This window comes from Pseudomonas sp. BF-R-24, assembly GCF_019947335.1.
Lineage (GTDB): Bacteria > Pseudomonadota > Gammaproteobacteria > Pseudomonadales > Pseudomonadaceae > Aquipseudomonas > Aquipseudomonas jessenii.
The window spans coordinates 70,379-89,526 of the sequence record NZ_JAGYGG010000017.1 but is presented as its reverse complement, the minus strand read 5'-3'; the positions used below and the strand labels follow the sequence as shown (position 1 = coordinate 89,526).

The window sequence follows — 19,148 nt, the reverse complement described above, 5'->3', positions numbered from 1 at the left end:
CCCGATATTTGAACTCACCCAAAAACCACTGTGGGAGCGAGCTTGCTCGCGATAGCGGAGTGTCAGGCAACATTGATGTCACTGATCCTCCCCCATCGCGAGCAAGCTCGCTCCCACAGGTTTAGCGGTGTTTAGGCCAGTTCGGCCACGACCGACGCCAATGCCTTGGCTGGATCCGCCGCCTGGCTGATCGGACGGCCGATCACCAGATAGTCGGAACCGGCATCCAGCGCCTGACGTGGCGTCAGAATGCGGCGCTGATCGTCCTGGGCGCTGCCCGCCGGACGAATCCCCGGGGTCACCAGTTGCAGCGACGGGTGCGCCGCTTTCAGTGCCTGGGCTTCGAGGGCCGAGCACACCAGGCCGTCCATCCCGGCTTTTTCCGCCAGGGCGGCCAGGCGCAGCACCTGCTCCTGGGGCTCGATGTCCAGGCCGATGCCCGCCAGGTCTTCACGCTCCATGCTGGTCAACACGGTCACGCCGATCAGCAGTGGTTTAGGACCGGTGCGCTGATCCAGCACTTCACGGCACGCAGCCATCATGCGCAGGCCGCCGGAGCAATGCACGTTAACCATCCACACGCCCATTTCCGCCGCCGCCTTGACGGCCATCGCGGTGGTGTTCGGGATGTCGTGGAACTTGAGGTCCAGGAACACTTCGAAACCTTTGTCGCGCAGGGTGCCGACGATTTCCGAGGCGCAGCTGGTGAACAGTTCCTTGCCGACTTTGACCCGGCACAGCTTCGGGTCCAACTGATCGGCCAGCTTCAGTGCGGCGTCACGGGTAGGGAAATCCAGGGCGACGATGATGGGAGTCTGGCAGGCGGACATGAGTGGGCTCTCAGGCAAGTCGAAATCGGCGCGCATTGTAGCGGAACCAGCGCCGCTGCGGGACCCGATGATCGGTAAATCGTCGCGACGGCTCAGGCAAGACTAGCCCTTGAGGCCATTGTGTCGAGTTCAATACACACACGACACGCCCGCAACACCCTGACCCGCAACCCTCGGCAACCGCAACGGGTCCCTACAACAGCACTTCCCGCCTCAGGGCCGGCGATCTTCACCCCGTGCCTGGGTCGTGCTCCAGTCGATCAACAGGCTGTAGGCCACCGCCAGCAATGTCGGGCCGATGAACAGGCCGATAAAGCCAAAGGCAATCAACCCGCCAAACACCCCAAGCAGCACAATGACCAGCGGCAGGTTGCCGCCACGGCTGATCAGGTACGGCTTGAGCACGTTGTCGACACCGCTGATGATGAATGTGCCCCAGATCCCAAGGAATATGGCCATCCCGTACTCGCCTTTCCAGACCAGCCACGCGGTCGCCGGAATCCACACCAGCGGCGGGCCCATCGGGATCAGGCTGAGCATGAACGTCACGATGCCAAGCACCAGCGCACCCGGTACGCCGGCAATCAGGAACCCGATCAGCGCCAGGATCGCCTGGGCCGCCGCAGTGCCGATCACACCGTTCACCACCCGTTGTACCGTGCCCGCCACCAGCTCAATGTAGTAGCCGGCCCGTTGACCGATCAGCCGCTCCAGCAGTGTGTGTACAAATGCCGCCAGGCGCGGCCCGTCACGATAGAAAAAGAACACGAAGACGACGCTCAGGGTCAGTTCGAGAATACCGCCGCCGATCTGCGCGCTGCGCGCCAGCAACCAGTTACCCACCTGCCCCAGATAAGGCTTGAGCGACACCATCATCGCCGCGCCCTGCTCATCGATGCTGTTCCAGATCCCCACCAGCCGCCCGCCCACCAGGGGAATCGAACCCAGCCACAGCGGCGCTTCGGGAAGCCCCTCAACCTGTGCATCCTTGATGAATGCCGTGGCATCGCGCACATGATCGGCAAGGTTGAAACCCAGCCACACCAAGGGTGCCGCTACCAACACCATCCAGCCCAGCGTCAGCAATGCCGCCGCCAGCGACTCGCGGCCATTGAGCCAACGGGTCAGCAAGCGCATCAGCGGCCAACTGGCAAACGCCAGGACCGCGCCCCAGAACATCGCCGACCAGAACGGCGCCATCACCCAGAAGCTCGCGCCGAACAACGCCACGAGCAGGATCTGCACCAACAGGCGATCGTTATTGATCATCAAAAGTCTCGAAAAAGTCAGTCAGCAAAAGAGTAGGCGAACGCGACGTACGCGCTCGCCCGGTACAGCCTAGCGCAATAGCTCGATGTGCAGGCCAGAGCCTTCGGCACTGCCGACTTCCATCCGCGCGGTACGCACGCCCTGGGCGATCAGTGCCTGACGCCAGGCTTCGGCGTTCGCTCCGGAAATGCTGACCCGCAAGGTGGTGTCCAGATTCAGTCCGCGAGAAATCAAGCGGAGCCAGGTCTCGTCAGGTGCGCTGTTCAACGTGGCAAAATCGAGCTCGCCGGTGCTCTTGAGTTCACGCAACAAAGTCGCTGAGGTCGGCAACAACTCACCCAGCGGTGTCGAAGCCTCGAACTGTTCGACATGCAGGTAGGCTTTGCGATTACCGCGGGTGATGCTGTACAGCGCAACGAGCGTGTTGTCCCGTGGAGCGGCAAGTCGCAGCAACAAATAGGCTTGCTGATCGTCGGCGCCGTACAGCTTGGCGTTGCCAAAGACCTGGTTGGCCCAGAGGCTGCTTTCACCGCAATCGCGCGCCTGGCACCAGAAGAGCAACCCGGCGTCCTGCTGTTGCAAAGCCTCGCGGGCAGCGGTGAACGCCTCGATGGATGAATGCTCCGAGGGTAATTCGTAGGTCACCGAAGTGACGTTGCCGCGGGCACTGACCTGGCCGTCGAATCGTAACTGGCCACTGATTTTACGGATCGAGCCCAACGGGTAGATCCGCTCCAGTTCGGCGGCGGGGCGATAGTCGACAATCTGGGCGTCGACCATGCGCGGCACTATCGGCAGGTCCTGACTGCCCGGAACATCGGCGGCGAATAACAAGGGACTGAAACTGCACAGCACCAGCAAACTGAATGAACGCATGGATAGACTCATCGGATCAGCATGGCCTGGGCGCCCTTGATAATACTGGCTTCATCGGCGCGTTTCGGTACTTGCAGGCCACGCTGCACCGCCGGCCGGTCCTCCATGGTTGCCATCCAGCGTTGCAACGCCGTCAAGCCATCCACCGAGACGCCCGACCACTCGTAGCCGCGCACCCAGGGAAAGGTGGCAATGTCGGCAATGCTGTACTGATCGGCTAGGAACTCCACGCCTTGCAACCGCGTGTCGAGCACTTCGTAGAGGCGACGGGTTTCATGCTGATACCGGTCGATGGCACTCTGGAGTTTTTCCGGAAAGTAGCGGAAGAACACGTTGGCCTGGCCCTGCATCGGGCCGATGCCCCCCATCTGGAACATCAGCCACTGCAATACCAGCGAACGCCCCTTCGGGTCCGATGGCATCAGTTTGCCGGTCTGTTCAGCGAGGTAAATCAGGATGGCGCCTGACTCGAACACGGCGAAATCGCCATTGGCGCGGTCGACAATCGCCGGAATCCGGCCATTGGGGTTGATCTTGAGGAAGTCCGCGGACTTCTGCTCCTTTTTGTCGAAACTCAAGGCATGCACCGTGTAGGGCAGGCCGAGTTCCTCGAGCACGATAGAGACCTTGTGGCCATTCGGGGTCGCAGCGGTGTAGAGATCTATCATGGTTGTCTCCCTTTTCAACCCGCCAAGCCTCGACAGTTGCCCGGCGCAAGTCAAGGAATGGCGAAAAACCGATTGAAACAGTCTGCGACAAGATCGGCACCAGACTCATCATTGAGGTGCAAATGGTGGCCGCCTGGCAGCTGTTCCCGGCTAAAGGGTAGACGCTCCAGCAACTCTGGGTGTTTGGCGAGCATGCCGTCGGCGGCAACCACCAGTGTTGCAGGACACTTGACCCGCTGGACGAAGGCCATGGCCTGTTCGGTGGTAAGACGCAGCGGCGATGGCAGTGTGAGGCGATTGTCGGTGCGCCAGGTGTAACCGCCCGGCACCGGCATCAGGCCACGCTGCGCCAGCAGTTCTGCGGCCTCGCGGCTGACCGCCACCAGGCCTTTCATGCGCGCTTCGATGGCTCGGTCGAGGGTGTCGTAGACCGGTTTGCGCTTTTCCCGCAGATCCAGTTGCGCCTGCAGGGCCATGCCCATGCGCTCGGCAGCGTTTTCACCTTTGTCTGTAGGAGGAATGATGCCGTCGATCAACGCCAGGTGGGTGACCCGCTCGGGCATCGACCCGGCGATGATCAACGAAGCAATGGCGCCCATCGAATGCCCCATCAACGCAAACTTCTTCAGCCCAAGCTGTTCGGCGACTTGCAGCACGTCGTGGGCATAGTCCCACATGGCGTAGCCGGCTCCCGGCGGGCGATGCCCGGAATGACCGTGACCGGCCATGTCCAGGGCGATGATGCGCAGGCCTTTAAGCTTCGGCGCCAGACGGGCAAAACTGTTGGCGTTGTCCAGCCAGCCATGCAGGGCAATGACCGGCAATCCGTCTTCAGGACCGAACAGGTGCGCCGCCAGTTCGATGTGCGGCAGGCTCAGGCGGACCTCTTCGACGACGTGGTTCATGCGCAATCCTGTTGTCGACGGCCGCCCCAACGGTAGAACAGGCCTTTGAGCATGTCAGCGGTATCAAGGGGACGTTCGAGCGGAAACATGTGGCCACCAGGCATGGTCAACGACTCGCCCAGCGGCAGGCGGTCGACCGAACTGGCGTGATGGCGCATCACCACGCGGCTGTTGTGCCCGCGTACCACCGCCAGCGGCACTTGCAACTGCCGGGTGCTGCCCGGGCTGGTGTGCGGCACACCGCGATAGATGCTGATTTCCGTGGCTGGGTCGAACCGCAGGCGCAACTTGTCGCCGACCTGATGCAAGCCGTGTTGCAGGTAGGCATCGAAACATTCCGGGTCGAAGCCACGAAACAGGGTTTTTCCGGCGAAATACTTCCGGGCGCTTTCCAGGTCGGCGAATTCTTCACGGCGGCCCAGGGTACGCCCGGCCGGGGTCAAGCGGTCGATGAAACCAAAGCGTTTGGCCGCCCGTATGACCCATTGATCGGTCCGGGTCAGCACTGGCGAGTCGAGCATCACCACCCCGCGATACAACTCGGGGCAACGCAAGGCCGCATGCAGGTGCAACACGCCACCGAAGGAGTGACCGACGCCCCACACGGGTTCGGCCTGTTGTTGCAGGTGATGGATCAGCTCATCCACCAGGTTGTACCAATTGTCGTCCGCCGGGAAACGCGGGTCGTGGGCGTGCTGCTCCAGATGCGTCACCTGAAACTCGGGTGCCAGCGCCGCAAACAACTTGCCGTAGGTCCCCGAAGGAAAACCATTGGCGTGGGCGAAAAAGATCTGTTGCGACATACCTGCAAATCCATGAGCGAGAACAGGCGTAGATTGTCCGCAAGACCGCGTCCTACAGCAATGACCGTAACTGCCAGGAAGGGTGACAGACCTGCCGTGGTTAAAACGCCGTGCGTGGCAATACCTGTTATTTCTGACAGTTGACAGTCAATCCTCCCGACGCGGATAAGAGTCTGTCATGCCAAGTCATGGGCACGATCGTAATGACCCACGCCAACACCCCGCTATCAAAGCGTTCGATCCTCGCGGGTTGGGTGTGCGTGATATCGCCTATCACCGTCGCGACAGTGCATCATCGCCGGAACCTTACATCTCCCAGCAGGTGTACGACACTCCCACGCGTGCAACCAACAATGGCCTGGAATAACAGCGGGTGCGATAGAAGGCTTCGCTGTCGCGCTTGTCGGCGGTGGGCTGGCTGCCAGAATCATCCTGGCGCGGTGGGGCTCGGCGCGGCTCCAGGGCTACTTGTTGGAGTTCAGCCGGCAATCCAGAGTGCCAACGACGAAGTAGCCGATACTGAAGAGATCGAGCGCAACCAAGTCGCTATCAATCGAATCCGTGTGGCGGCTGGGTCAGTTGCCCGGGAACTCTCGCAACAAATACTCAGAGGGCATGGATCAAACTTCCCCTGGGGCAGCGTCAATGTTCGGCAACGGTTGCCTACCATCGGTAGGACAGCGCTTGCCTATTGCGCACTGACCGGACTCAACGGTGCGTTCAGTCAATTCGTGCCGGAATCCATGCGTAGCTGGATCAGTCCGATGATGGATTGGAATAACTATCCATAAACCCCTTTAAGACAAAGGGTTACAGCAGCCTTCTGTTCCGTTCGTACCAGTTCTGTACCACCAAGCTCTCTCAATCCACCTTTTCGCTATGGCTAACTGCGTCTACATCAAGCAGATAACGGCCATTAGCGACGACCACTACACACAAGCGACAACTCTGATTCGATCAATTGACGCAATCCGACTGATAACCCTCAGTCCTATAGAGCACGGCTATATCGAAGCAAGCTAACCACTTCAATTCGCGATTAATATTGCAAAAACCTGGATAGCTACAGCCCCATGGAGCGATTTGAAATAAACCCTCGATTAATGGGTGAGTATCGCGCACTTACTTATAATATTGATTTCTATCGATAATGTCTCAGATCGAGTGAGAGCTGACTTCTGCGGCAGTTTCTTCAGCAGCCAACCACACAACCAAAAACCCCAAAAATTAACGCTAAACAGGCTTTACTTTTGGCCAAATGAATCTATGGTAAATACGTAAATGGCTGGTTTTTTTACGAAGCAACGAAGCCGCCAGTTAAGTGGCGCATGTAAGTATAGAGCATGCATTGTCGTACAAGAAGGTTCAGATAGCAAAGGTGCGTAGCATGAGAAAAAAACAACAAGGACTTGCCGCTATCGAACTCTCGCTCGTGCTGCCAGTTCTTTTTCTAATCTTATTTTTAACTATGGAATTTAGTATTGCCCTTTATAACAAGGCCATAATAACAAATGCCAGCCGAGAAGCAGCAAGAGCTGGCATAGTATTAAAATCGCCAAAACTAACCACCGCTCAAATTCAGAGTGTTGCCAATAATTATTTAGGCTCTTACTTGATAACATTTGGTTCTTCCGTCACCCCAGCGGTAAGTGTTACACAAGCGAATGGAGGACTTTTTGGAACGTCACTCACCGTCCAGGTTACATACCAATACTCCACCATGATTCTTGGCGGCATTCTCCACGTAGTCGATAACCCCATGAACTTGTCGGCGACAACAGTGATGCTAAATGAGTGACTTCAATTTAGGATGCTCACCATGTGCACAGCGATTGAAACCAAAAGCATTGCCACACGCCAATATAGCCAAAAAAAAATAGCAGGCCATATTGAGATCAAGAGAAACCAGCAAGGCGCAGTGTTGATTTTGGCTGTCCTTGCACTGCCCATACTACTTGGTTTTTCAGCATTGGCTATAGATTATGCTTATGCTTACGTTGTGCGTAACGAACTTCAAAACGCCGCTGACGCCACTGCTCTTGCAGGTACGGGGTGTATATACCCGCGCATTGAATGTGGAAATTCAACTAGCAGCGCACCAGATTTCACCACAGCATCTAGTCGCGCAAATACGGCGCTTGCACTAAATAAAACCGCAAACGCCACTATAACCAACGGTAGTATCGTAACCGGTTACTGGAATGTTACAAACCCTTCAAGTGGCATGCAAATTTCTCCGGGCGCATCACTTTTTCCAGCTGTGCAAGTGACTATCAAAAAAGATACAGGCCTAAACGGCGGACCTGTAAATACTTTTTTTGCACGCATTTTTGGTATTGACACCGTACCTATTACTTCCACTGCTACTGCAATAATATCAAGCCCCGGAACCGTTGCGCAGGGGCTTCTCCCCATGGTAATGACTAAATGTATGTACGATAATTTTTGGGATTCAAGCTCAAATCCGAATCAACCGAAAATTGACCCTGCCACGGGAAAGCCCTATGTATTTAAAATTGGATCAGACTATCATTACGGACCATGCGAATCTGGGCAATGGACATCATTCACTCAAGACAAAGATGACGTTCCAACAATAAGAGATCTTATTACTGAAGGAAACCCAACACCACTCAGTATCGGGACTAATACCTGGATTCAGCCGGGCACTAAAAATACACTTTTCAGCTCGGTAAATGACTGCAGTGCGGCAGGGGACAAAAGCTGCGAGTATGTTACGATTCCGATCGTTGTAAATGTATCCACTCATTCGTCTGTTCCCATTGTGGCTTTTGCTTGCCTCCACATCGACTCAGCGGTAGGAGGATCAGGAAAGTACATTCAAGTTGAAATGAGTACAAAGTGCCCCCCTCTTAACTCAAGTGGCATTGGCCCGGCGTATGGCGCCATCACACCACCACGACTTGTTCAGTAGTGCAAAAGCGATAGCCATCATTGGTACCGCCTATGGGATATCGTCGTACTGCTGTTCAGGCTTTCTATTTCTCGAACATCTGAATGGATAGACTTACCGGGCTTCTATCTTTACCGAAGGAGGAACTCTCATGAGTACCGTAACGCTTCTGGAAATCGACTGAATCGCCCACATTTCTGTAGTGAACTTTGAGCGGCGGCTTTTGGTCGAGGCTGTGTAAAAACGATTTGGATTGACGCTTTGCCCGAGATCACGCGAAAAATCGCGCCCCTAAGTAAAATTCAGGTCTGCTGAGTAGCGGGTCTACACCAAACTCCACGTAGGAACACAGATTTCGAAACCACGAGCCCGTTTTACACACTCTGGGTCGAAAACGGTCTATCGAAAGCTTCATATTGGCAATCGTTAGGCTTGCTGGGGCCCAGCTTGAGTTCACACTTCATCCTCCGACGAAGAACTCTGCTTCCACCGTATGCTAAGGAATTCGGCCGTAGCTTTTCTGGCTTTTCTGGCTTCTCTGGCTTTTTTGGCTTGACCTGGGTAGCGGTCCGTCAAAAGTCGGCAGGCCAAAGCAAAAAGCACTCCAACAATCCAAAAGAACAACCCGATACCGACAATCCACCAGGAAAAGATGGCATTCGTCAGTGACTCAGTAATCGTGAACCAGACTACCCCAAGGAATGGGCCTATTTGAAGCAATGATCCAAGCCAGTCCCAAGCAGTCCTTACCAACCCACACAGGTCAGACAGCCGATTGCTCAAGCGATCGTTACTAAAGCGCTCGGATAAGAACTCTATTACCCGGGAAGTGAGCTTTTCATAGGTTAGGTCCTCTACAGCCACACCTAGTTTTATTGCGAGATCCTCCAACTCGGCTTTGTCGTTCTTATCTATCTCCCATGGTGGAGGGGATAGATGGATTCATCGGCACATGGCTGCGAGGCCTTCATTCGGGAACCAGGCACAGTGCAGGTTCCCTCTCGCTACAGACACCGCCGCCGCTCGATACCCTATATGGGTCGGCCGGCAGGGTGACCGGGTCTGTGTACAGCTACGGTGCGGCGAGGGCCGTTGAAGCCAACACCCAACTGGCAACCGCACTACCCAACTCCGAGCGAGGGGCGCTGGCAACCATCCTGAGCGGTGGTGCAAGCGGCATTCTCTCTGCGGCTACCGAATATCGAAGCGCGATCATGCAGGCCGCTCGGAATGGGTATCGTCAACTTAACCCACAAGTTGCGAACAGCATGAGTGCGGACGTTCAGACGACAGAAGCCATATTTCCCGACAGAACTTTCACCCGGCGCCACAGCGTCCACGACATTTGAATCTGCCAGCAGAGAGAGTCGTCAACGTTATGAACTGCTCGGCGGTGTTTCCCCCAACGGCACCACCGCCATGGTCAGTCGCGACACACAACTGGCCTTGCCCTCATCGCTGGTCAACCGAATGTCCCAGACATGGGTCGTGCGGCCGATGTGGATCGGCTTGGCCACCGCCGTCACCCGTCCGCTGCGCAGGCCGCGCAAATGGTTGGCGTTGATTTCCAGGCCCACGCAATAGAATTTGCTGGCATCGATGCACAGGTAGCTGGCCATCGAGCCGACCGATTCGGCCAGCACCACCGAGGCACCGCCATGCAGCAAGCCGTAAGGCTGATGGGTGCGGTGATCGACGACCATGCTGGCGGTCAGGGACTCATCGTCAAAAGCTTCGAAACGGATGTCCAACACTTCGCCGATGGTGTTTTTCTGGATTGCGTTCAACTGCTCGATGTTCGGGGTGGTGCGCCACAGGCTCATCGCAGAGTTTCCTCGTTGGTTTTGTTCGTGGATCAATCCTGCCACAGCACCGCTTCGCTGCGCTCGCTCCATTCCTCAAAGCGTTCACCGTAAGCCGCTTCGATCACGTTGCGCTTGATCTTCAGGGTCGGGGTAAGAAAGCCGTTTTCCACAGCCCAACTATCCTTGACCACCACCAGGCGCCGAAGTTGTTCATGCTTGTCGAGGGCACCATTGACCTCCTCCAGCAGTTTTTCCAGGCTCGAATGCAAACCGGCGCGCGCGGCCCCGCCGGCATCCTGCTGGCCGACCGCCGACAACACGCACAAACCCAGCGGCGCACTCAAGCCATCGCCCACCACGCAGACCTGTTCGATGCGCGAATGCACGGCCAGGCGATTTTCAATCGGTGCCGGGGCCACGTACTTGCCTTTGCTGGTCTTGAAGATTTCCTTCAGGCGCCCGGTCAGGCGCAGATTGCCTTCGGCGTCCTCCTCGCCCTTGTCGCCGGTACGCAGGAAGCCGTCCTCGGTAATGGTGTCGGCGGTTTTTTCCGGTTCCTTGTAATACCCGAGCATGGTCGCACCACTGCGCACCATGACTTCCCCCGTCTCGGCGATCCGCACTTCGACTTCCGGACACGGCTTGCCGATCCAGCCCGGTTTGTTCTGGCCCGGCATGCCGATGTGGGAGTAACCGCAACTCTCGGTCATGCCGTAGACCTCCAGCACGTCCAGCCCCAGTTTGCGGTACCACTGCAACAAGGTCTGCGGCACCGGAGCCGCGCCGGACAACGCGATGCGCAACGCATCCAGCCCCAACCCGGCGAGGACTTTATGCCCGACCCGTTTGCCGATGATCGGCAGGCCGAGCAGGAAGTCGAGACGTTTTGCCGGGATCTTGCTGTACACGCCCATCTGGAATTTGGTCCAGATGCGCGGCACACCAAACAGTGCGGTCGGGCGCGCACGGCGCAGGTCGGTGAGGAAGGTATCGAGGCTCTCGGCGAAAAACACCGTTTGGCCGGTATAGATCGATGCCAGCTCGACGAACATGCGCTCGGCAACGTGGCACAGCGGCAGGTAGGACAACAGCCGGTCCGACTCGTTGAGACCGAACAACGCAGTGCCGCGGGTGGTGGCAAACCCCAGAGTGCCGAAGCTGTGCATCACGCCCTTGGGCATGCCCGTGGTGCCGGACGTGTAAATGATGGTCGCCAGTTGATCGGCGTCAGGCTTGGGATTGTCCTGGATGGGCGAACTGCGTTGCAGGTCGTCCCAACTGAAATCGAAGTCGCCGGGAGGATGCAGGGGCAGGCTGATGGTCGGCAGGTCGGAGCTGACACCACGGGACATACCTGGCCAGTCGTCGAGCTTGCCGATGAATGCCAGCGCTGCTTGCGAATGTTCGAGTACCTGGGCAACGGTCTCGGCGGTCAGATTTGGGTACAACGGCACCGACACATGCCCGGCCATCCAGATCGCGAGATCGGCAACTATCCAGTGCGCACAGTTCTTCGAGATCAGGGCGATATGGCTGCCCTGCGGCAGTTCCCGCGCTCGCAGCCAGTGGGCTGCGCAGCGTGCTTGATGACCGACGTCCGCCCAGGTCAAGGTCTCGACCTGGCCGCCTCCGACAGGCTGGACCAGAAAGCGCTGGCGGGGATGACGGGCCTCACGCTCGTAGAAAACGTCCAGCGGCAAACGAAAAGCAGCAGACATGCGACTCGCTCCTGTGATTTTGGTCTGGAGCAAGCGTAGTCAACCAAGCAAGTGCTTGGTTGACTATTTCATACAAAAATTTTCGGGTTATGACGTACCTGTGGGAGCGTGGCTTGCCCGCGATACAGGCTCCGCGGTTTATCAGGCATGACCGAGTCGATGCCTTCGCGGGCAAGCCACGCTCCCACAGAAACGCGGTGTTACGGGTGCTTGATGCTGTTGAGCCTCATCGACCCGACCAACAACTCATTGCTCTCGAGCTCGGCCAGGCCGGCGGTGCTGACCCGCTCCGGTGGATGTCCAGCGCCATGTTGCAAGTAACTCAACAAATTCCCCACCAGCGGATTGTGGCTGACCAGCAGGACATCGCTCACCGCCACCATTTGCTCGGCGACCTTGTCCGGCTCGGTGTCCGGCGTCAGCCACTCGACGGTGCGGATTTCCGGCTCGAACCCCAAAACCTCGCGCACCAGATGCGCGGTCTCCTGCGCTCGCAGGTACGGGCTGGCATAGATCGCCGTCAACGGCTGCCCCATCAACTGCTCGGCGCTACGTAGCACTTCCTTACGACCGTGGTCCGTCAGTTCCCGCTCCGAATCGTGGGGGCGGGAGCCGTGCGGTACAGCTTCACCATGACGCAATACCCAGAGTTTCATAGCTTGGGTTCCTCATCTCGGGCCGGATGCGGTGCCGGTGCCACGACATGCGGCGCCTCACCTTCCGGTGTACGCGGCGTCGGCCAGTCGGCGAACGGCCAGGGCTTCTGGTCGCTGTGAAAGCTGCCGAAACGACCGATCTGCGCCAGAAACTGGCTCAGGCTGTCGCCGAAATTCATCAAGCTGGCGCTTGGGGCGCCATAGAACAAACGATAGATCAACTGCACCAGCACGACAGCGCCGAGGATGAACTGCGCCACTTGCCACACCAGCACGAAGAGGATCATCCACAGCACCCGCAGCAGGATGGACTCGTACTTGGCTTCTATTTTTGGATCGTTCATGCGCAACTCCCTGCTTTCTGGCAAGCGTGATTAGTTGAAACCACTGGTGGAAATAAAGTCGACGTCGGTTTTCGGCTCGCCACGCATTAACAGACCGATGACCTGCTCCAGCGTGCGCCCCTCGAACAGGATCGCGTGCAGCCCGGCGACCAGCGGCATGTACACGCCAACCTCCTGGGCCTTGGCCTTGAGCACTTTAAGGGTATTGACCCCTTCGGCGACTTCGCCCAGGCGCGTGACCGCCTCGTCCAGGCTCAGGCCCTGGCCGAGGGCAAAGCCGACCTGATAGTTGCGGCTCTTGGGCGACGAACAGGTCACGATCAGATCGCCCACGCCGGCCAGCCCCAGGAAGGTCATCGGGTTGGCACCCTGGTTCACCGCGAAGCGGGTCATTTCCGCCAATGCCCGGGTAATCAGCATGCTCTTGGTATTTTCTCCCATGCCCAGCGCCACCGCCATGCCGGCGATGATCGCGTAGACATTTTTCAGCGCCCCGCCCAGCTCCACGCCGAAACGATCGGCGCTGGCGTACACACGAAAGGTGCGTCCGTGCAGCGCGGCCTGAACCTGCTGGCAGAGTTCTTCGTCTTCACTGGCGACCACCGTGGCGGTCAGCGCGTGCTCGGCGATTTCACGGGCCAGATTGGGTCCGGACAGGACGCCGATGCGCGCCTGCGGGGCGATCTCTTCGAGGATCTCGCTCATCAACTTGAACGTGTGGGCTTCGATGCCTTTGGTCAGGCTCACCAGCATTTTGCCGGTCAAGCGTTCGGCGTGCGGCACCAGCACCGAGCGCAGCGCGCTGGAGGGCAATGCGACGAAACACAGGTCGCAGGCGTCCAGGGTGGCTTGCAGGTCGGTGACCGGCGTGACGCCGGGCAGAATCTTGATGCCTTTGAGGTAACGCGGGTTCTCGCGATTGACCCGAATGGCCTCGGCCTGTTCGGGGTCACGCATCCACTGAAGGACCTGATGCCCGTTTTCGGCCAGCAGATTAGCCACGGCGGTTCCAAAACTTCCGCCTCCCAGGACCGCAATCGGGCGCTGTTCAGTCATATGCAATCCGTTAATCCATACCAGTGGCGATGTCGGCATTATACGGGGCAGTCCATCGACGGCCAGCCCCGACATCAAATACCTGCACCCGTAGGAAGAAGACCAATAAAACCGAGGAAAATGCAGACATCGTGAATGGAAAAGTCATTCGGCTCGGTTAACATGCGCGCCAACAATCACTGACAGGGATGTGTTGTGTCTCCGGGCTCTCCTTCACCGCATTCACCTCTGGTACTGGCGCTGATTTTCAGCTCACCGGCGCTGGCCGACGACTTGTTCCTGGACAGCGAACCGCTGCCGCAAGTACTCACCGCCACGCGCCTGAAGCAGGCGCCGGCGGCCGTGCCGGGAAGCATGACGGTGATCGACAGTGCCCTGATCCACGCCAGCGGTGCCCGTGACATCAGCGAACTGCTGCGCCTGGTGCCGGGGATGATGGTCGGCAACATCAGCGGCAATCAGGCGACGGTGAACTACCACGGCACCAATGCGAATGAAGCGCGGCGCATGCAAGTGCTGATCGACGGGCGCTCGGTGTATCGCGCCGGCCTGGCCACCGTGGACTGGAGTGACATTCCGGTGGCCATGGAAGACATCGAGCGCATCGAAGTCTTTCGCGGACCGAATACCGTCAGCTACGGCGCCAACGCCCTGATGGCGGTGGTCAACATCATTACCCGGCGCCCGGCCGACAGTCACGGCACGCGCATGAAGGTCACCCGGGGTCAGCGCGGCATCAACGACTTTTACGCCAGCCAGGGCCTGGGCTGGGAGGATGGTGACATGCGCCTGTCCCTGTCCGGCCAGCAAGACGACGGCTTCGACACCGACAGAACTGGCGCTGACTACCATGACAGTCGTCGCCTCGAGCGCTTCAACCTCACCGTCAGCCAGAGCCTCGACGAACGGCAAAGCCTCGATTGGCAATTGAATGCCAAGGACGGCACCAACGAGCGGCCCTATACCTACCGGCCGGTGTTCCCGGGAATTACCCGCGCCGGCGACGACTCCGACGTCACCGCCAAGGACTACGCAGGGTCATTACGCTGGAATCTGGACGTCAATCCCGACCACAGCCTTTACATCCAGGGTTCGGCCCAACACTGGGATCGCCAGCAAACCTGGCGCGCCTGCGATGCAGAAGTTTCGTTCAGCCCGCAACTGACCGAACTCTGGCAGTTGAACCCGAACTACACCGAGCGCCTGGCCCGCAATATCACGCGTTTCATCGGCTCTGGTGCGCCGGCCGGCACGCCCGCCGAACAGGCGCTGGCCAACCAGGTACTCGATCAATGGCGCAACGGCGCGAGCCAGACCGTTTGCGGCGACATCGACCAGAGCACCCGGGAATCGCGCTACGACCTCGAACTGCAGGACACCCTGAGCCTTGCCGATAACCTGCGGCTGGTCAGCGGGATGAACTATCGCTACGACCGGGCGGACTCCGAAACCTACTTCAATGGCACGCTCGATGACAGGATCTGGCGAGCGTTCGGCCAGTTCGAGTGGCGTGCCACCGAACACTGGCTGTTGCAAGGCGGCGCCATGTTCGAGGACACCCGGTTGACCGGCAGCTCGCTGACACCTCGCATGGCGGTCAACTACCTGATCAACCCGCGCCACGGCTTGCGAGCGGTGTACTCCGAGGCCATCCGCTCACCGGACATGTTCGAGAACAACGTCAACTGGAGTTATCAGGTCACCAACCTCAAGCCCGGTGCGTTTGGCCAGTCCAGCGCCCGTTATTTCGTCAAGACCCGCGGCCCCGGCGACCTTGATCAAGAGCACATGCGCTCCCGGGAACTGGGCTACAACGGCTATTTTCCCGAACCGGGGCTGGCGCTCGACGTGAAGCTGTTCCACGACGAAATCACCGGCATGATCAGTGAGCCGCTGCGCAACAATCAGTACATTGCCAGCAATGCCAACAAGGCGCGCTTTTCGGGGGTCGAAACCCAGCTCGACTGGCGTGTCGGAAGCCTCGATCGCCTGCGACTGACTTATGCCTACGTCGATACCGATGCCAGCAATCCGCTGGATGCCAGACAGACTGCAAGTAACAGTGGTTCGGCCGGATGGCTGCGCGATTGGGGCCAAGGCTGGAACAGTGCGCTTTTCTACTATGGCGATGACGCCCTCAACGGCTACCGCTTTGAACGGGTCGATGCGCGCATCGCCAAACGTATCGCCTTGGGCAAGGCCAGCCTCGAACTGGCCGGGGTGCTCCAGCAACGGCTGGACAATCAGCCGACCACCTTCATCGACAATAATTATGACCAGCGCCAGGTGATGTATTTCAGCGCCGAGCTGGAGCTTTAAGATGCCGAATCGCCCGGCCTGCAGAATGCCGCCCCTGGGTCGGCTGCTGGCCATACTTTGCCTGCTGACAAGCGGCCTGCTGGGCAGCCTGGCGAGTAACGCGGCCGACATTTTGCTCACTGGGGCCGAAGACAGCCCCAGTGTGCGGGCGTTTACCCAGGCCCTGAGCGAGTTGCGACCACGCGATAACGTACGCTTCCAGACGCTGGCCAAAATGCCGATACCGGACAAGCTGCCGGAAAACATCCGCTTGATACTGCTCGACCTGCCCAGCCTCGACTGGCGCCTGCAAAACGCCCAGGGCCCGGCGACTCTCGTACTGCGCATCAGCCGCCTGCAAGCCCGGCAACGCTTGAACAATACGTTGCCTGCGCGCCTGTGCCTGCTATGGAGCGATCCACCACTGGACCGCCAGTTACGCTTGACCCGCACCTTGTTGCCACAAGCCAGACGCATCGGCGTGCTCTACGACACCCACAGTGAATTCCTGTTGAATGAGCTGCGTCAGGCCGCCCTCCCCCTGGGTCTTGAGATGGTCACCCAGCGCTGGGACAACATTCACGACAGTCGTCCATTACAGGCACTGCTAAATAACAGCGACGTGTTGCTGGGACTGGACGATGCCGACCTGTACAACCCGCAAACCGCAAAGAACCTGCTGCTGAGCAGCTATTCGCGGCAAGTGGCCCTGATCGGACCCAACGCCGGATTCGTCAAGGCCGGAAGCCTGGCCAGCACCTATAGCGATCAGAGCGACTGGCTGGCGGTCCTCGACGAATTGCTCGACCGGCCACCAGCCACCTGGCCGCGCACGCACTTTCCCCATCGATTCAAGGTCGCGAGCAACCCGCAAGTCGCACGTTCATTGGGTATCGAACAGATAAACGAAGCGTCTGTCGCCACACTGCTGGCTGAAGGAGAACGCCGTCCATGAGCTTGCGCCGTCGCTGGGACATCAACACTCGCACCCAACTGATCAGCCTCGGCCCCGCACTGCTGCTGACCTTGTTGCTGATCAGTTTCTTCACGTTCGTGCGCATCCAGGATCTGCGTCAGGAAATCTCCCACACCGGCCAGTTGATCGCCAATCAACTGGCCCCGGCCACCGAGTACGGCGTGATTTCGGGCAACATCGAAGTGCTCGAAACCTTGCTCAAGGCAACGCTGGCCACGCCCAACGTGAGTTTTCTGGAAATCCAGGACAGTGCAAACCGGGTTCTGGTGTACGTCGAACAACCGAGCGAACACCACAATCGCGCGCAACAGCTCGAAGTGTTCCAGGCACCGATACGGCTCCAGCGTATCGCGTTGCACAATGATTTTTTCCAGAGCAGCAAAACCGCCACTGCCACCCCCACCGAGGACTACCTCGGTCGGGTGATCGTCGGGCTGTCCAACGATGCCTTCAGCCGGCGCCAACAGGAAATCGTGCTCAAGGCCGCCATCCTGGCGCTGTTTGCCCTGCTGTTTACCTTCCTCGTGGCCCGCCGTCTGGCGGGCAGCCTGTCGAAACCGATCCGTGATATCGGCAATGCGGTCAAGGCGATCCAGGACGGCGATTACAACACACCGCTGCCCATTGTCGACGACACCGAGCTGGGGGCACTGTCGCAACACATCAACAACCTCGCCAGCGGTCTCGAGCAGGCCAGCCGCGAACAGCATCAGGCCATGGCACAGTTGATCCAGACCCGCGAAGAAGCAGAAAAGGCCAACAACGCCAAATCCGATTTCCTCGCCATGATGAGCCATGAACTGCGCACGCCGATGAATGGCGTACTGGGCATGCTGCAGTTACTGGAAACCACCGACATGACCGAGGAGCAGGTGGAGTACGCGGCGCTGGCCTCCGAATCCACCGAGCACTTGCTCAAGGTCATCAACGACATCCTGGATTTCTCGCGGATCGAACGTTCAGAGCTGGAGCTGGAGCACATTGCGTTCAACCTCACCGACCTGATCGGCAGTTGCGCCCAGTCGTTCCAGCACAGCGCCGCGCAACGCGGCCTGGACCTGCAACTGATGATCCCCGACGATATGCGCGGTTTGCAGGTCAAGGGCGACCCGACGCGTATCCGTCAGATACTGGTCAACCTGGTCGGCAATGCGCTGAAGTTCACCGAGCAGGGCCGCGTCACGATCGAGGCGCAGTGGCAATCGCTGGACCACGAGTTGCTGTGGTTCACCTGCACCGTGCGCGACAGCGGCATCGGCATCCCGGCGCAAAACCTGGAATTGATGTTCAACGCTTTCCAGCAGGCCGACAGTTCTATTTCAAGACGCTATGGCGGTACGGGGCTGGGCCTGCCGATTGCCCGTACCCTGGCCGAACGCATGGGCGGCACCTTGCGCGCGCAGAGTGAGGAAGGCCGCGGTTCGGTGTTTACCCTGGAAATTCCCCTGGCATTGCACCAGCAGACACAACCGCTGCCACCCCCTCGCGCGCAATCGCGCAACAGCAACGGCGAAGGACGCAATGTGTTGTTGGTCGAAGACAACCCGGTCAACCAGACCGTCATCGAAGCCATGTTGCGCAGCCTGGGCTTCAAGGTCAGTGTTGCTGCCGACGGTGCGCAGGCGGTACGCAGCGCCGAGAGCCTGATCTTCGAAGCGATCCTGATGGATTGCCGCTTGCCGATCATCGATGGCTATGAAGCCACCCGACAAATACGCAAGCTACCCGGTTGCACCGACCTGCCGATCATCGCCCTGACCGCCAACGCCTTGCAGGGCGATCGCGAAGCCTGCCTGTCGGCGGGGATGAACGATTACCTGGCCAAGCCGTTCAAACGGACTGATCTGCAGCAAATTCTGCAGCGATGGGTGCAGTAGAACAGGCCTTTCGACCATCTGTGACTGGCGTGAAAGGCGAAAGTGCGGCAGTCTTAGGCACCTCGACAGGCCCGAAAAGGGGCTTGAATAATAATTTCAGTGCACAAGTGTACATTCATGTCCTTGGTGCTGTGACTTTCACCACAACGCAAT

Annotated in this window: 16 protein-coding genes; 5 read left to right on the top strand and 11 right to left on the bottom strand. The window is 58.6% G+C overall.

Annotated features, from left to right (window positions below; genetic code table 11):
- Positions 1-131: 131 nt before the first annotated feature.
- From pyrF to KGA98_RS15490, 6 genes are all read right to left on the bottom strand, one after another.
- On the bottom strand, positions 132-830 hold the full coding sequence (gene pyrF, locus KGA98_RS15515; RefSeq protein WP_008016546.1) for an orotidine-5'-phosphate decarboxylase: 699 nt from the start codon (positions 828-830) through the stop codon (positions 132-134).
- A 213-nt stretch (positions 831-1,043) separates the two neighbouring features.
- On the bottom strand, positions 1,044-2,099 hold the full coding sequence (locus tag KGA98_RS15510; protein WP_090457260.1) for an AI-2E family transporter: 1,056 nt from the start codon (positions 2,097-2,099) through the stop codon (positions 1,044-1,046).
- A gap of 69 nt (positions 2,100-2,168) precedes the next feature.
- On the bottom strand, positions 2,169-2,975 hold the full coding sequence (locus KGA98_RS15505; protein ID WP_223502740.1) for a DUF4892 domain-containing protein: 807 nt from the start codon (positions 2,973-2,975) through the stop codon (positions 2,169-2,171).
- An 8-nt stretch (positions 2,976-2,983) separates the two neighbouring features.
- Positions 2,984-3,643 (bottom strand): glutathione S-transferase family protein, encoded by a 660-nt coding sequence (locus KGA98_RS15500; protein WP_223502739.1) that lies wholly within the window; start codon positions 3,641-3,643, stop codon positions 2,984-2,986.
- A gap of 50 nt (positions 3,644-3,693) precedes the next feature.
- Complete coding sequence (locus KGA98_RS15495; RefSeq protein ID WP_218494369.1) at positions 3,694-4,548, bottom strand: alpha/beta hydrolase; 855 nt, start codon at positions 4,546-4,548, stop codon at positions 3,694-3,696.
- Positions 4,545-5,351: an alpha/beta fold hydrolase gene (locus tag KGA98_RS15490; protein ID WP_046042984.1), complete on the bottom strand. Its 807-nt coding sequence runs from the start codon at positions 5,349-5,351 to the stop codon at positions 4,545-4,547. The genes KGA98_RS15495 and KGA98_RS15490 overlap by 4 nt, the downstream gene beginning before the upstream one ends.
- Positions 5,352-6,738: 1,387 nt before the next feature.
- Between KGA98_RS15490 and KGA98_RS15485 the strand changes: the two genes are divergently transcribed.
- Positions 6,739-7,149 (top strand): TadE/TadG family type IV pilus assembly protein, encoded by a 411-nt coding sequence (locus KGA98_RS15485; RefSeq protein ID WP_223502738.1) that lies wholly within the window; start codon positions 6,739-6,741, stop codon positions 7,147-7,149.
- A 21-nt stretch (positions 7,150-7,170) separates the two neighbouring features.
- A complete protein-coding gene (locus KGA98_RS15480) occupies positions 7,171-8,286 on the top strand; it encodes a TadG family pilus assembly protein (RefSeq protein ID WP_223502737.1) in 1,116 nt (371 codons plus the stop codon).
- Positions 8,287-9,641: 1,355 nt separating this feature from the next.
- Here the strand turns inward: KGA98_RS15480 and KGA98_RS15475 are convergent.
- The 5 genes from KGA98_RS15475 to KGA98_RS15455 all read right to left on the bottom strand — a co-directional run bounded on the left by KGA98_RS15475 (position 9,642) and on the right by KGA98_RS15455 (position 13,844).
- Positions 9,642-10,088 (bottom strand): hotdog fold thioesterase, encoded by a 447-nt coding sequence (locus tag KGA98_RS15475; RefSeq protein ID WP_223456127.1) that lies wholly within the window; start codon positions 10,086-10,088, stop codon positions 9,642-9,644.
- A 32-nt stretch (positions 10,089-10,120) separates the two neighbouring features.
- Complete coding sequence (locus KGA98_RS15470) at positions 10,121-11,788, bottom strand: AMP-binding protein (protein WP_223502736.1); 1,668 nt, start codon at positions 11,786-11,788, stop codon at positions 10,121-10,123.
- A 200-nt stretch (positions 11,789-11,988) separates the two neighbouring features.
- A complete protein-coding gene (sixA, locus tag KGA98_RS15465; protein ID WP_223502735.1) occupies positions 11,989-12,444 on the bottom strand; it encodes a phosphohistidine phosphatase SixA in 456 nt (151 codons plus the stop codon).
- Positions 12,441-12,788 (bottom strand): DUF4389 domain-containing protein, encoded by a 348-nt coding sequence (locus KGA98_RS15460; RefSeq protein ID WP_057713666.1) that lies wholly within the window; start codon positions 12,786-12,788, stop codon positions 12,441-12,443. The genes sixA and KGA98_RS15460 overlap by 4 nt, the downstream gene beginning before the upstream one ends.
- Before the next feature lie 30 nt (positions 12,789-12,818).
- Positions 12,819-13,844: an NAD(P)H-dependent glycerol-3-phosphate dehydrogenase gene (locus KGA98_RS15455; protein ID WP_150812165.1), complete on the bottom strand. Its 1,026-nt coding sequence runs from the start codon at positions 13,842-13,844 to the stop codon at positions 12,819-12,821.
- 195 nt (positions 13,845-14,039) lie between these two features.
- Between KGA98_RS15455 and KGA98_RS15450 the strand changes: the two genes are divergently transcribed.
- From KGA98_RS15450 to KGA98_RS15440, 3 genes are read left to right on the top strand one after another with little or no spacing between them, the layout of a single operon-like run.
- Positions 14,040-16,163 (top strand): TonB-dependent receptor plug domain-containing protein, encoded by a 2,124-nt coding sequence (locus tag KGA98_RS15450; RefSeq protein ID WP_223502734.1) that lies wholly within the window; start codon positions 14,040-14,042, stop codon positions 16,161-16,163.
- A gap of 1 nt (position 16,164) precedes the next feature.
- Positions 16,165-17,097, top strand: a complete 933-nt coding sequence (locus KGA98_RS15445) for an ABC transporter substrate-binding protein (protein WP_223502733.1) — start codon at positions 16,165-16,167, stop codon at positions 17,095-17,097.
- Positions 17,094-18,995, top strand: coding sequence for an ATP-binding protein (locus KGA98_RS15440; protein ID WP_223502732.1), 1,902 nt, complete (start codon positions 17,094-17,096; stop codon positions 18,993-18,995). Before KGA98_RS15445 ends, KGA98_RS15440 begins: the two co-directional genes overlap by 4 nt.
- Positions 18,996-19,148 lie beyond the last annotated feature (153 nt).